Below are 14047 nucleotides of genomic sequence, written 5' to 3'. Positions count from 1 at the left end.
CTGTACGAGACTGGTATGAGTGCTCCGGCAATCCTGTCCTCTGACGAGGAGCAGTCTGCTCCGTCCGCCCGTCCGGGGCGCGTCGCTGTCCTCGGCACCGGCGCGCGGTTGGCGCTCGGCTTGCTGGTGCCGCTCGCTCTGGCACTCGGCTGGGAGGTCGCCGTCGCGGCAGGAGTCGCCTCCGGACGCCTGCTCCCGCCGCCGAGTCGGGTCGGTGCCGCGCTCTGGACGCTCGCGGCCTCGGGCGAAATCTGGACCCATGTCGAGGCGACCCTGATCAGGGTCGGGCTCGGCTTCGCCTTTGGGGCGAGCGCCGGCATCCTCGCGGGCGCGCTCACCGCGACGCTGCCCGCCTTGCGCTGGCTGGTCGATCCCAGCCTCCAGGCGCTGCGCGCCGTACCCTCCCTCGCCTGGGTGCCGCTGTTCATCCTCTGGTTCGGGATCCTCGAGACGCCGAAGGTTGCCCTGATCGCGGTCGGCGTGTTCTTTCCCGTCTACGTCGGCGTGGCCGGCGCCATCGCTTCGGTCGATCGCAAGCTGGTGGAGGTCGGCCGCATCTTCCGCCTCTCGAAGCTGGCGCTTGCCCGGCGCATCCTCCTGCCGGCCGTGCTGCCGGCGACCCTGACGGCGCTTCGCACCGGTCTTGGCCTCGGCTTCCTGTTCGTGGTCGCCGCCGAGCTGATGGGCGCCTCCGAAGGCCTCGGCTACCTGCTCCTCGACGGCCAGCAATTCAGCAAACCCGATCAGATCCTGGCCGCGATCATCAGCTTCGCCGTCGTGGGCAAGGCGGCCGATGCCGTGCTCGTCGCGCTCACCGGCCCGCTGGTGCGCTGGCAGGACACCGCGCGGGATACGCTGTGAGGCCGCCATGCTGAGCATCCAGAGCCTTTCCAAGACCTATGCCGACGGCACGCGCGCGCTGGAAGGCATCGACCTCGACGTACCGAATGCCGAGATCGTCGCGCTGATCGGCGGTTCCGGCTGCGGGAAGACCACGCTGCTGCGCCTCATCGCCGGCCTCGACCACCCTAGTGCCGGCCGGATCGCGCTCGACGGCGAGCCGATCACCGGGCCCCATCCCGGCGTCGGCCTCGTATTCCAAGAGCCGCGCCTGCTGCCTTGGCTCACTGTCGCCGACAATGTCGGCTTCGGCATCGAACATCAGCCGAAGCGCGAGCGGCGGGAGCGGATCGCCCACGCTCTCGAGCGCGTGGGCCTCGTTGGGCATGCCGGGCGCTGGCCCCGCGAATTGTCGGGCGGACAGCAGCAGCGCGTCTCGATCGCGCGCGCTTTCGTCGCCAGCCCGCGGGTGCTGCTCCTCGACGAACCATTCTCGGCGCTCGATGCCTTCACCCGCAAGGATCTCCACCGCCACCTCCTCGCCCTGTGGGAGGAGGTGCGGCCGACCGTGCTGATCGTCACCCATGACGTGGCGGAGGCGGTGGCGCTCGCCGACCGCGCCATCGTCATGCGCCCGCACCCCGGCCACCTCGACGACACGGTGGTCCTGCCGATGCGCCGGCCGCGCGACCCGGCGGCGCCGGCCAGCGAGGCGGCGACCCGCACGATCCTGTCCGCCCTCGATCATTCACTGCGGCCGCGCGATGCTTCCCGTGCACCGCAACTCGCCGGCGGCAGCTCGTTCTGAGGTGTTGTCCGCGCGCGAAAACCGCTAAGTCCGGCCCACCAAGAAAACCCGCCAAGAAAACCGGAGGAAATCCATGGACGCCAACGCCCTGCGCGCTCTCCAGGCCCCGCTCAAGAACAAGTACCGCGAGGCACCGGACGCTGCCGTTATCACGCTCAAGGCGAAGGGCTCGCTGGACGACACCAGCATCGCCTGCAAGGTCGAGACCGGCCGCGCCCTGGCGGTTGCCGGCCTGCACCCCGCCACCGGCGGCTCCGGCGCCGAACTCTGCTCCGGCGACATGCTGCTCGAAGCGCTCGTCGCCTGTGCGGGGGTAACGGTGAAGGCGGTGGCGACCGCGCTCGAGATTCCGCTCAAGGCCGGCACGGTCAGCGCCGAGGGCGACCTCGACTTCCGCGGCACGCTCGGTGTCGACAAGGAGGCACCGGTCGGCTTCCGCTCGATCCGCCTCAAATTCGATCTCGACACCGACGCCCCGCAGGAGAAGCTCGACCAGCTCCTGAAGCTCACGGAACGCTACTGCGTCGTGTTCCAGACCCTCAACCACAAGCCGGAATTGTCTGTGAACGCCTCGCGCTCCTGAGAGGCGAAGCGTATTGAACGGGCGTCATGCGCCTGCTCATCATCGAGGACGACCGCGAGGCCGCTGCCTATCTGGTCAAAGCGTTCCGGGAAGCCGGGCACGCCGTGGACCATGCGGGCGACGGCCTCGATGGATACGCGCTTGCCCGCGAGGGCGATTACGACGTGCTGATCGTCGATCGCATGCTGCCGAAGCTCGACGGGCTCTCGCTTGTGCGCTCCTTGCGTGAGCAGGAGATCGCCACGCCCGTCCTCATCCTCTCCGCGCTCGGTCAAGTGGACGACCGGGTGAAGGGGCTGCGGGCGGGGGGCGACGACTACCTTCCCAAGCCCTATGCCTTCTCCGAGCTTCTCGCCCGTAGCGAGGTGCTGGCCCGCCGTCGCACCGCCGCGACCGGCTCCGGCGAGGCCACCGCCTACCGGGTCGGCGGTCTCGAACTCGACCGGCTCTCGCACCGGGTGACGCGGGCGGGCCGCGAGATCGTACTGCAGCCGCGCGAGTTCCGGTTGCTCGAATACCTCATGCGCCATGCCGGACAGGTCGTGACCCGGACGATGCTGCTGGAGCATGTCTGGGACTACCACTTCGATCCGCAGACCAACGTCATCGACGTCCACGTCTCGCGCCTGCGCTCGAAGATCGATCGCGGCTTCGAGCACCCGATGATCCACACGGTCCGCGGTGCAGGCTACGTCATCCGGGCCGACGAGCCTCAGCCCTCGTGAATCCCGCTGCATCGCCGCCGCAGGACGGACTCCTCGCGCGTCTCGGGAAGATCTTCCGAACGACGGCGTTCAAGCTGTCGCTCGCCTACCTCGTCCTGTTCGCGGTGCTGGCCTCACTCGGGCTCGGTTACGTCGCCTGGAACGCGCGGCGGGTTCTGGACGATCAGATCGTCTCGACCATCGACGCCGAGATCAACGGTCTGTCCGAGCAGTACACGGCGGGCGGTCTGCGCCGACTCATCGCCGTGGTGGAGCGGCGCGCCAAGGAGCCGGGCGCCTCGCTCTACCTCGTCACCACGCCCGCAGGCGAGCACATCGTCGGCAATGTCAGCCGCGTCTCGGCCGACATCCTCGCCCGGCCGGGCCAGTACGAGGGCTACTACGGACGCGGCTCCGAGCCGGACCAGAGCGACCACCGCGCGATCATGCGGGTCTTCACTCTGGCCGGCGGCTTTCGCCTTCTCGTCGGCCGCGACACCGAGGAGCGCGATCGCCTGCGCGCGGCAATCGGAAACACCTTCGGTTCCTCGCTCGCGCTGGTCGTAGTACTCGGCGTGCTCGGCGGCTGGTTCGTGGCGAGCCGCGTGCTGAAGCGCGTGGACGACATGACCGAGACGACCCGCACCATCATGGCGGGCGATCTCGACGGGCGCCTGCGGGTCGCCGGCACCGGGGACGAACTGGACCGCCTCGCCCAGAACCTGAACCTAATGCTGGAGCGCATCGGCGAGTTGATGCGCGGCATGAAGGAGGTCTCCGACAATATCGCCCACGACCTCAAGACGCCCCTGACCCGTCTGCGCAACCGTGCAGACGAGGCCCTGCGCACTGCCGAAACGCCGGAGGCCCTCCGTGAGGCGATCGAGGGCGTGATCGAGGATAGCGACGGGCTGATCCGGGTGTTCAACGCGCTGCTCACCATCGCTCGCCTGGAAGCCGGCAACGCGCCGGAGAGCATCCGCCGTTTCGACGTCGGGGAGGTGGCACGGGAGGTGGCCGAACTCTACGAGCCGCTCGCCGAAGACAAGGGTATGAGCCTGACCGTCCGCACCGAGCCGAATCTGATCCTCGACGGCAATCGCGAACTGGTGGGCCAAGCGATGGCCAACCTCATCGACAATGCCATCAAGTACGGCGTCCGATCGCCCGAAGCCAGTCCGCAGCCGGTCGCGGTCAGCGCCGTGCGCGCCGACGGTGTCATCCGGCTTACCGTGGCGGATCGCGGCCCCGGCATCCCGGAAGAGGAGCGCGGGCGGGTGCTCGACCGGTTCGTACGTCTCGACGCCGCCCGCTCACGCCCCGGCTTCGGCCTCGGGCTCAGCCTCGTCAGCGCCGTCGCCCGGCTTCACGGCGGCAGCCTCGATCTTGCTGACAATGGGCCGGGGCTCGCCGTCACGCTGAGTCTGCCGGCCGGTGCGGTCTAGACGCGCTCAGTTGAGGAAGTTGCGCACCCCGTCAGGATCGGCCAGCGTCATCAGCGGACTGCCGGGCAGAGCGAAGAGCACCAGCAGGACCGCGAGCGTGATCGTGGCCAGGCCCAGCATCGCTCCGAGGCGCTGCGGGTCGAACCGGCGGCTCGCGATCAGCGCGCAACCGAGCGTGAAGACCGCAGCCTCGGCGAAGGGAACCAGGTTGGTGCTGCTCATCAATTCGTTTCCGTCCTCGGTTGCCGCGCCGTCCGTCGGAGGTACCTCGCCGAGATACCTTGGCAGTGTGCCGCCTCTTGACGTCCGTGATCAACCGGCGAGCGGCTGGACCGCTCCCCAGGCTCCCATGACAGGACGGTGAGCGAGCCTGAAAATGCTCGTGTCAGCGGCACCGCGCTGATCGGGCGTTCGGACGCATTCACCCGATGCTCGGCTTGATGCCGTATCGCAGATCGCTGAAAGACCGCCCGTCTGCGATAGTTTCCGGACCGGACCGGACCTCGATCGAGGACGCAGGATCCTCCCTGCAGCCTTGGCGCCGCGATGGTCGGTGCGCCGCGTGCCACTCCTTGGTGACGGTTTCGGTCTGCCGGCTCCGTGCTAGGTCCCTGCAAGAGGCCCGTCGAAAATCCCTTGGCAGAACTCAAATTGCGCGTTTGATGGGCAAAACCCGCGTTTTCCTCGCGACGCGGACGTTTCGAAGTGAAGAAGGGACGGCATGGGCAGGCGAAACGGCGGGCCCTCTGCCCGCGACGATGGCACAGCCTCCCTGTTCGCGCGGTTGCGGCAGGCCCCGCCGCTCACGAACCCCGAGGCGGCGCGGGCGCGCCTCGACGAGATCGCCGAAGCGCTTCCCGCTCCTCTGCGTGAGGGGATGGCGCGAGACCTTCTCGCAGCGCTCGCCGACCATTCGACCTTCCTCTGGTCCCTGGCTTCGCGCGATCCGGCTCGCCTCGCCCGCCTCTTCGAAGAATCGCCGGAGGCCGCCGACGCCCGCATCATCGCCGCGCAGCGCGCCGCCGGCCGGACGGTCGAGGGCGGTTCGCCCGATCTCGACGCGGTCGGGAAGATCCTGCGCCGGAACCGGGCCGAGCACGCCCTCCTGGTCGCGCTCGCCGATATCGGCGGAGTCTGGCCGCTGGAACGGGTGACCGCCGCGCTCTCCGACTTCGCCGATGCTTCGGTCTCAGCGGCCGTCGATGCGATGCTTCTCCAGGCCGCCGCCTCCGGGCGCTTCCTGGCGAAGGATCGGGACGAACCCCAGGCCGGCTCGGGCCTGGTGGTGCTCGGGCTGGGCAAGCTCGGCGGGCGCGAGCTGAACTATTCGAGCGACATCGACCTGATCGTCTTCTTCGATCCCGAGGCCGTGCGGCTGAAGGAGGGGTTGGAGCCGACGCCGTTCTTCACCAAACTCGCCCAGGGCGTCGCCAAGCTGCTGCAGGAGCGCACCCGCGACGGCTATGTCCACCGGGTCGATTACCGCCTGCGCCCCGATCCCGGCTCGACGCCGACCGCGATGAGCCTCGCCTCGGCCTACGTCTATTACGAGACCATGGGGCAGAACTGGGAGCGGGCCGCCTTCATCAAGGCCCGCGCCATCGCCGGCGACATCCCCGTGGGCGAGCGGTTCCTCGCCGACCTCACCCCCTTCGTCTGGCGCAAGTACTTCGACTTCGCGGCGATCGCCGACGTGCACGCCATGAAGCGGCAGATTCACGCCGTACGCGGGCACGAGGCGCTGGCGGTCGCCGGTCACGATATCAAACTCGGCCGCGGCGGCATCCGCGAGATCGAGTTCTTCGTTCAGACCCAGCAGCTCGTCTTCGGCGGCCGACGTCCCATGCTGCGCGGGCGCTCCACCGTTCCGATGCTGGCCAGCCTGCACGAGGACGGCTGGATCTCGGCCGAGGCACGGGACGAACTGGCGCAAGCCTACGCCTTCCTGCGCACGATCGAGCATCGCCTGCAGATGGTGCGCGACGAGCAAACCCAGCGCCTGCCCACCGACCGGGCCGAGCTGGAGAATTTTGCGCGGTTTGCCGGATATCCCGATCTTGCCGGCTTCGAGGAGGCGCTGCTTGCTCACGCCCGCCGGGTGCAGGCGCACTACGCCTTGCTGTTCGAGGCCGGGCCCGACCTCTCGTCGGACGTGGGGGATCTCGTCTTCAGCGGCGCCGCCGACGATCCCGCGACACTCGCCACCCTGCGCAGTCTTGGCTTCCGCGATCCTGAGCGGGTGACGGATACCGTGCGCGGCTGGCATTTCGGCCGGCGCGCGGCGGTGCGGAGTCCCCGCGCCCGCGAGGTGCTGACCGAACTGGTCCCAGCCCTGCTCAAGTCACTCTCCGGCACCCCCGATCCGGATGCGGCGCTCGCCAACCTCGACCGCGCCTTCGGCCGGATGCCGGCGGCCGTGGAGCTGCTGACCATCCTGCGCGAGCACGAGCGGCTGCGGCTGCTCTTCGCCGATCTGCTCGGCAGCGCCCCGCGCCTCGCCGGCACGGTCGCCTTCTCGCCGCACGTGCTCGATGCGGTGATCGACCCCGATTTCGGCGATCCGACGGTCGATGCAGCGGCCATCGCCACGCATTACCGCGCGCTTCTCGGCCGACCCGACAGCCACGAGTTGTTCCTCGACCGCAGCCGCGACGCGGCTCGTCAGCTCCGCTTCCTCACCGGCGCACGGCTGCTCTCCGGTATTCTGACGCCACAGGCAGCGGGCTGCGCCTTTTCGGCGATCGCGGACGCCGCCGTCGCGACGGCTCTGGAGGCCGTCGCGACAACCTTCTTCTCCGACCACGGCCCGATCCCGAAGGGCCGCGTCGTCGTGCTCGGCTACGGCCGCCTCGGCTCGCGCCAGCTCACGGCGGAATCCGATCTCGATCTCGTCGTGCTCTACGACTTCGACCCGGAGAACCGCACCAGCACCGGCCCGAAACCTCTCGACGCGGCAGTGGCCTACAATCGGCTGACCCAGCGTCTCGTCGCGGCGCTCACGGCCCCGACCCGGCGCGGCCTGCTCTATGAGGTGGATCTGCGCCTGCGTCCCGGCGGTGGCCAGGGCGCGGTGGCGGCGCAGTTCCGCAGTTTCTGCGCCTACCAGCGGGAGGAGGCTGAGCTTTGGGAGCACATGGCTCTCACCCGTGCCCGTGTCATCGCGGGCGACGAGAGCCTCGCTAGAGACGCGCAATTCGTGATCCGCGAGGCGTTGATGCAGCCCCGCGACCCGGAGGCGGTGAACCGCTCCGTGCGGGCCATGCGCGCCACGGTCGAGGATGAGAAGGGTGATCATGGCCCGCTCGACCTCAAACTCAGCCCCGGCGGGCTGCTCGATCTCGACTTCCTCGCGCAGGCCCTGGTGCTCGGCCACGCCCATACCCATCCCGAACTGATCGGCCTCGATGCGCCCGAGGTGATTGCGCGGGCGGCGCGAGGAGGGCTCATCGCCGCCGAGGAGGCGGAGCAACTTGACGGCGCCTACCGTCTTCTCGATGACGTGCACCACTGGCAGCGCCTGATGGTCGAGGGTGATCCGACGCAGGCCTCCGACGTCGCGCTCGCCCGCCTTGCCCGCGCCGCCAACCTGCCCGATGCCCGGGCACTCAGCGCTCGGCTCGACGAGGAGCGGCGGACGGTGCGGACGATCTTCGACCGGCGGCTCGGCCGGCCAGACTGACGCGCTCAGCCCGGCACGACCGGCGATTTGGTCTTCGGCAGGGCATCGATCGCTGCGCGGTCGAGCTTGGTATGGGCTCGCACGAGGGCGTGCGGGGTCAGGGCCATCCACTGGCGGAGGGAGATGTCGGCGTAGCGCGGGCTGCGGAACATTTCGAGAAAGGTCGGCGGCGTGTCGCCGGTATTCTCGATGTAGTGGCCCATGGCGAAGGGCACGTAGCCGACATCGCCGGCCTGATAGCGGCTGAAGCGCTTTGGCACGGGTCCAGCCCCGCCGAGTTGATCGTCGGCCGGCGCGCCCGGCTTCGGACCGGGAAAGATGTAGAGCTGCTTCTCGGGGATCGCGTCGAAGGCGCCCTCCGGCAATCCTGCGCCGCCCTCCGCGCCTTGCGGGATCGGCCCGCTACCCCCTAATCTCGGCGGCATGAGCGTCGTCGCGATCGATTTCGAGACCGCCAACGAGCGGCGCGACAGCGCCTGCGCGGTCGGGCTCGCCTGGATTGAGGGGGGACGCGTCGTGCGGCGCGAATCCCGGTTGATCCGCCCGCCGCAGATGCGGTTCTCGCCCGGCAATATCCGCGTCCACGGCATCCTGCCTGCGGATGTGCGCGACGCGCCGAGCTTCCCCGACGTCATGGCCGAGTTCCTGCCGGATCTGAGCGGCGGGCTGATGCTCGCTCACAATGCCGGCTTCGACATGGGGGTACTGGCCGCCTCGCTGGCCGCCTGGGGCGAGTCGGTGCCGGATATGGCCGGGCACTGCACCCTCCAGATCGCCCGACGCATCTTCCCCGATCCGGCCGGCCACGGTCTCGCCAAGGTGGCGGGACGCCTCGGCATCCGCTTCGAGCACCACGATGCGGGCGAGGACGCCTATGCCTGCGCCGAGATCGCGCTGGCGGCCCTGCACGAGACCGGTGCGGCGGACATTGCCGACCTCGCTCGCGGCCTCGGCCTGACGCCGATCCGCGCGGTGGCCGGACCGCGGCGCGATTTCAACCGCTCCACCTCCGCCCACGCCCTGCGGGCATCCGGCATTGTCGACCTGCGGCCGAAGGGTGAACTGCGCTTCGCCATGCGCGGCAGCACCGGCAACCGTTACGTGCTCGAGTTCGAGGAGCGGACGGACGGGCCCTATCTGCGCTGCTCCTGCCCGGCGGGCACGCACCGCCGCCGCTGCCGCCACGTCGACGCGCTGGTCGAGGGCGACGTCACCGACCTCACCTCGAACAACTTCGATGATGTCGACCGGCTGCGCCAGTTGCTGGACGGCAAGTGCGTCGGACCGGTGCGGGCGAAGGGCGTCGCGGCGGCTTGAAACCTGCGGCGGAGCGCGGCTCCCCGGGGGCGTGATGCCGGCTCGGGCTCACCGCGTAAGCGATAGATGACGGACCGGCGATGCCGACGATTCTCTGCAAGGTATTGGCGCCATCAGCGATTCGACGGAGCTAGATCGCTGCTCACGATGGGTTCGAAACTGAAGCGCTACAGATTTCTGAAGCCGCTAGACTTATGACGTCGATCATTGTTGGCATGATGCTGGTATGGGATGCTCCCTCGATGCGTCTCGGCGGGTGCCGACGCAGACGACTTGGTCTCGCGGTGCGCCAATCAGACTTCCGACACGGCCGCTTGGTGTGCGCCCCGCGACCTCCGTAGCAAGAGGTGTCGCCATGGATCACGAGACGATGCGTCGGACGACGGCCGAATTCTTCGGCACCTTCTGGTTGACCTTTGGCGGCTGCGGTGCCGCTGTACTCTCCGCCGCCTATCCGGAACTCGGGATCGGCTTCCTGGGCGTTGCGTTCGCCTTCGGATTCACCGTGCTCACGATGGCCTACGCGGTCGGCCACATCTCGGGCGGCCACTTCAATCCGGCCGTCACGCTCGGCTTGTGGTCGGCCCGACGTTGTGCGAGCCGGCACGTCTTGCCCTACATCGTCGCCCAGGTCATCGGCGCCACGGTTGCGGCCTTCACCCTCTACACCATCGCATCCGGCAAGGCGGGCTGGGTCCCGAACGGGTTCGCCTCGAACGGCTACGGTGAACTCAGCCCGGGCAAATACGGCCTTGCCGCCTGTCTGATCACCGAAGTCCTGACGACGTTCATCTTCATCTTCATCATCGCCGGGACGACGTCGAAGGGAGCCGCTACGGGCTTTGCCGGCATTCCCATCGGGTTTGCCCTCGTGCTCATTCACCTGATCTCGATCCCCGTGACCAATACATCGGTCAACCCGGCTCGCAGTACAGGTCCGGCACTGTTCGCCGGCGCGGAGTACGTCGCGCAACTCTGGTTGTTCTGGCTGGCTCCGATCGTCGGCGCGATCGCGGCCGGAATCGTGGCGCGATGGCTCTACGAGCCCGCCGACATCGTCGATACAGCCGTCGTTGAGAGAGGCGCTGAAATCTGAAGGCGAAGCACGAACGATGACGAGGCCCGTCCGAGCCCCGTCATCGCGCGTTACCGGGCCGCCGCGTCTCCTACAGCCGCTCTTCCTCGAACGCCCGCACCCATTCGGCGCAGATGCCGGAGCGAACGATGTCGTCGAGGGTGAACTCCACGATCGGGATCGTCATCATCCGGCTCTTCACGAGGTGGATGACGGTGCGGAGCCCCGACGTCTCGCGCAGATCGGTCTGGGAGACGTCCCCGTTGATGATGACCTGACAATCGTCGCCGATGCGGGTCAGGAACATCTTGATCTCGGCCGTGGTGGTGTTCTGCGCCTCGTCGAGGATGACGAGGCAATTCTTGAAGGTGCGCCCGCGCATCACTTCGAACGGCACCACCTCGATGTCGCCGGCCTTTACCGCGATGTCGAAGGCGGCGGCGCCCATGCGTTCCTTCATGGTCTCGGTGAGCGGAGCGACCCAGGGCGCGATCTTCTCTTCCAGCGTACCGGGGAAGAAGCCGAGCGAGCGGCCCGATGGAACGTTGGGTCGGGTGATCACGACCTTCGCGATCCGGCGCTGGCGAAGAAGATCCGCGGCGCGGGTGCCGGCGATGAAAGTCTTGCCCGTGCCGGCGGGTCCGAGAACGATGACTTGTGAAGATGACGCGAGGGCGTCGAGATACTGACCTTGCTTATCCGTCAGGGGTTGGATCGGTGCGGGATTACGTTCCTCGTCGAAGCGGGTCCGATGCATCCGGATCGGTCGGTCCTCAACCAGTTCAAGCCGTGCGCGTCGTCTCTTCATGGATCAACACTCCACCTTGACTCGGGCGTGACTCTCGCAAACTCGCTTTTTCAACCAGTCTCGACTTTTCGATACCTCTCCCGATTCGGCGAAGACATTACCGATCTTCGTTCATCTCTACGCAAGAGCAAAGCCAAACCCCATGACTCGGTTCCACGGCTCGACGCGAAGGCTGTGGAACGCGGCTTTACGGCAACGCTTCGCCGGCCTCGCGAGGGTTGCAAGCGCGGGCGACGGGAGCGTGACGGGACGACGAAGAAGCGATGACCCTGGCGCCTCTCGGCGCTGCCGGCGGATCGGGACGATCCATACCAAAGCCATCGCGGGCGTCGCCCTCCTGGGGCGGCGGCGCAGCCGGCGGAGGCCGCCGGCGGGACGCTTCAACCGGGCTGGAGGAAGCTGTCGAGCACCATCTTCCGGCCGGCCTTGTCGAAGTCAACGGTGAGCTTGTTGCCGTCGATATCGGCCACCGTGCCAGGGCCAAACTTGGTGTGGAAGACCCGTTGGCCGTACTCGAAAGCGGAGGGCGCGCCCGTCGATTTGGCGATCAACTCGCCCTCGATCTCTCGCGGCCCGCCCGAGCGGCCGCTGCGGCCCTGGCCCCCACCGAATCCTCCGCCGAATCCGCCCGAGGTGTTGGCCTGCGCACGCTGCCACCCCGGCGTGCCATAGGATGAGCCGAACGGGGCCGGGTTGCGGTCGAAACGCGAGGCGCCGGCCGAGAAATGCGCGGGGGCCTCGACCACGTCCACCGCCTGAGGCGGCAACTCGTCGATGAACCGGGAGGGGATGGTCGAAGACCACAGGCCGTGGATGCGCCGGTTGACCGCGAAGGACAGCTTGGCGCGCTTGCGGGCGCGGGTGAGGCCGACATGGGCGAGCCGCCGCTCCTCCTCAAGGCCCGCCCGCCCGCTCTCGTCGATGGCGCGCTGGTTCGGGAACAAGCCGTCCTCCCAGCCGGGCAGGAACACCGTGTCGAATTCCAGTCCTTTGGCGGCATGCAGCGTCATCAGCGAGACGCGGTCGACGCCCTCCGCTTCCGAGGCTTCCATTACCAGGGAGACGTGTTCGAGGAAGGCGGCCATGTCGGGGAATTCCTCCATCGAGCGGACGAATTCCTTGAGATTTTCGAGCCGCCCGGCGGCATCGGCCGAACGGTCCTTCTGCCACATCTCGGTGTAGCCGGATTCCTCCAGAATGGTCTGGGCGACCTCCGGATGCGGCCTGGTCTCCACCAGCCGAACCCATCGCGTAAAGCTCTCGACGAGGCCGCGCAGCATCGAGCGGGCGCGGGGCTTCAGCTCGTCGGTCTCGATCAGCTTTCTCGCGGCCGCCAGGAGGGGAATTCGGTCGGCACGGGCGTAGGCGTGCAGAGTCTGCAGGGTTGCGTCGCCTAAGCCCCGCTTGGGCGTGTTGAAGATGCGCTCGAAGGCGAGGTCGTCGGCACCGTTCATCGTGACGCGCAGATAGGCCAGCGCGTCGCGGATCTCGGCCCGCTCGTAGAAGCGTGGGCCGCCGATGACGCGGTAGGGCAGGCCGACCTGCACGAAGCGGTCCTCGATCTCGCGCATTTGCGCCGAGATGCGCACAAGCACCGCGATCTCTGAGAGCGGATGGCCCTTGCGCTGAAGCGACTCGATCGATTCGGCGACCTGTCGCGCCTCTTCCTCGGAGTCCCAGGCGCCGGTCACGGTGACCGGCTCGCCTGCCTCGTCTTCCGTCCGGAGCGTCTTGCCGAGCCGGCCCTCGTTCTTGGCGATGAGGCCGGAGGCGGCGGCGAGGATGTGGCCGGTCGAGCGGTAGTTGCGCTCCAGCCGCACCACGGTCGCACCCGGAAAGTCGTGCTCGAAGCGCAGGATGTTGTCAACCTCGGCGCCGCGCCAGCCGTAGATCGACTGGTCGTCGTCACCGACGCAGGCGACGTTCTTCCGCGCCTGGGCGAGGAGCCTCAGCCAGAGATACTGCGCGACGTTGGTGTCTTGGTACTCGTCCACGAGGATGTAGCGGAAGCGGTCCTGGTAGTTGGCCAAGATGTCCGGGTTCTCGCGCCACAGCTTGAGGCAGAGCAGCAGCAGGTCGCCGAAATCGACGGCGTTGAGGGTCGCGAGCCGGGACTGATAGGCGGCGTAGAGCTGCCCCCCCTTGCCGAAGGCGAAGGCCTGCGCCTCGCCCGGCGGCACCTGCTCGGGGCCCAGGCCCCGGTTCTTCCAGCCGTCGATGGTATGGGCGAGCGAGCGGGCCGGCCAGCGCTTCTCGTCGATGTTCTGGTCGGCGATGACCTGCTTCATCAAGCGGAGCTGGTCGTCGGTGCCGAGGATGGTGAAGTCGGATTTCAGCCCGACCAGTTCGGCGTGGCGGCGCAGGATCTTGGTGCCGATGGCGTGGAAAGTACCGAGCCAGGGCATTCCCTCGCCGGCCGGCCCGATGAGCTGACCGATCCGGTGCTTCATCTCCCGCGCGGCCTTGTTGGTGAAGGTCACCGAGAGGATGTCGTAGGGCCGAGCCTTGCCGGTCGCGATCAGGTGGGCGATGCGCGTCGTCAGCACCCGCGTCTTGCCGGTGCCGGCGCCTGCGAGCACGAGCACAGGGCCCTCCGTCGCCTCCACGGCGCGGCGCTGCTCCGGGTTGAGGCCGGAGAGGTAGGAGGCGCCCTCGGGCCGCAGGGCGGCTATGGCGCGGGCGGCGATGGAGGTCGGAGCCGACGGCGCTTCGTTGTCGGACGGGCGCGGCCGGAACGCGCCAGGCGCGTCGTTGGGCTCTTGCATCATACGCGCTTCCCTGGACCAAA

11 protein-coding genes and 1 pseudogene are annotated in these 14047 nt (G+C 68.3%); 8 read left to right on the top strand and 4 right to left on the bottom strand.

What is annotated here, in order from left to right:
* The first annotated feature begins 15 nt into the window (after positions 1-15).
* The 5 genes from FHU13_RS09290 to FHU13_RS09270 all read left to right on the top strand — a co-directional run bounded on the left by FHU13_RS09290 (position 16) and on the right by FHU13_RS09270 (position 4380).
* Complete coding sequence (locus tag FHU13_RS09290) at positions 16-861, top strand: ABC transporter permease (protein WP_183435576.1); 846 nt, start codon at positions 16-18, stop codon at positions 859-861.
* A gap of 7 nt (positions 862-868) precedes the next feature.
* Positions 869-1648 (top strand): ABC transporter ATP-binding protein, encoded by a 780-nt coding sequence (locus tag FHU13_RS09285; protein WP_183435575.1) that lies wholly within the window; start codon positions 869-871, stop codon positions 1646-1648.
* Between the two features lie 73 nt (positions 1649-1721).
* Positions 1722-2231, top strand: coding sequence for an OsmC family protein (locus tag FHU13_RS09280; protein ID WP_183435574.1), 510 nt, complete (start codon positions 1722-1724; stop codon positions 2229-2231).
* A 26-nt stretch (positions 2232-2257) separates the two neighbouring features.
* Positions 2258-2956: a response regulator transcription factor gene (locus FHU13_RS09275; RefSeq protein WP_183435573.1), complete on the top strand. Its 699-nt coding sequence runs from the start codon at positions 2258-2260 to the stop codon at positions 2954-2956.
* Positions 2953-4380, top strand: a complete 1428-nt coding sequence (locus FHU13_RS09270) for a HAMP domain-containing sensor histidine kinase (protein ID WP_183435572.1) — start codon at positions 2953-2955, stop codon at positions 4378-4380. Before FHU13_RS09275 ends, FHU13_RS09270 begins: the two co-directional genes overlap by 4 nt.
* Before the next feature lie 6 nt (positions 4381-4386).
* Here the strand turns inward: FHU13_RS09270 and FHU13_RS09265 are convergent, their stop codons facing one another.
* Positions 4387-4602: a hypothetical protein gene (locus tag FHU13_RS09265; protein WP_183435571.1), complete on the bottom strand. Its 216-nt coding sequence runs from the start codon at positions 4600-4602 to the stop codon at positions 4387-4389.
* Between the two features lie 499 nt (positions 4603-5101).
* Between FHU13_RS09265 and FHU13_RS09260 the strand changes: the two genes are divergently transcribed.
* Positions 5102-8059 carry a bifunctional [glutamine synthetase] adenylyltransferase/[glutamine synthetase]-adenylyl-L-tyrosine phosphorylase gene (locus tag FHU13_RS09260; protein ID WP_183435570.1) on the top strand — a complete coding sequence of 986 codons (2958 nt, stop codon included), beginning with the start codon at positions 5102-5104 and terminating at the stop codon, positions 8057-8059.
* A 5-nt stretch (positions 8060-8064) separates the two neighbouring features.
* Here FHU13_RS09260 and FHU13_RS28215 read toward each other — a convergent pair.
* Positions 8065-8427: pseudogene (locus FHU13_RS28215) on the bottom strand (cupin domain-containing protein); the annotation flags it as partial.
* Between the two features lie 55 nt (positions 8428-8482).
* On the opposite strand from FHU13_RS28215, the gene FHU13_RS09250 reads away from it, so the two are divergent.
* A complete protein-coding gene (locus FHU13_RS09250; RefSeq protein WP_183435569.1) occupies positions 8483-9376 on the top strand; it encodes a 3'-5' exonuclease in 894 nt (297 codons plus the stop codon).
* A 355-nt stretch (positions 9377-9731) separates the two neighbouring features.
* Positions 9732-10472, top strand: a complete 741-nt coding sequence (aqpZ, locus tag FHU13_RS09245; RefSeq protein WP_183435568.1) for an aquaporin Z — start codon at positions 9732-9734, stop codon at positions 10470-10472.
* Positions 10473-10542: 70 nt separating this feature from the next.
* Here aqpZ and FHU13_RS09240 read toward each other — a convergent pair whose 3' ends face one another.
* Positions 10543-11259: a PhoH family protein gene (locus FHU13_RS09240; RefSeq protein ID WP_183435567.1), complete on the bottom strand. Its 717-nt coding sequence runs from the start codon at positions 11257-11259 to the stop codon at positions 10543-10545.
* 380 nt (positions 11260-11639) lie between these two features.
* The gene (locus FHU13_RS09235; RefSeq protein ID WP_183435566.1) at positions 11640-14027 is read right to left on the bottom strand and encodes an ATP-dependent helicase; all 2388 of its coding nucleotides are present in this window, start codon (positions 14025-14027) and stop codon (positions 11640-11642) included.
* Positions 14028-14047: the final 20 nt, after the last annotated feature.

This window comes from Methylobacterium sp. R2-1 (genome assembly GCF_014191355.1).
In the GTDB taxonomy this organism is placed as follows: domain Bacteria; phylum Pseudomonadota; class Alphaproteobacteria; order Rhizobiales; family Beijerinckiaceae; genus Methylobacterium.
Note: the sequence above shows the minus strand (reverse complement) of the source record. Positions and strands in the feature narration are given on the sequence as shown.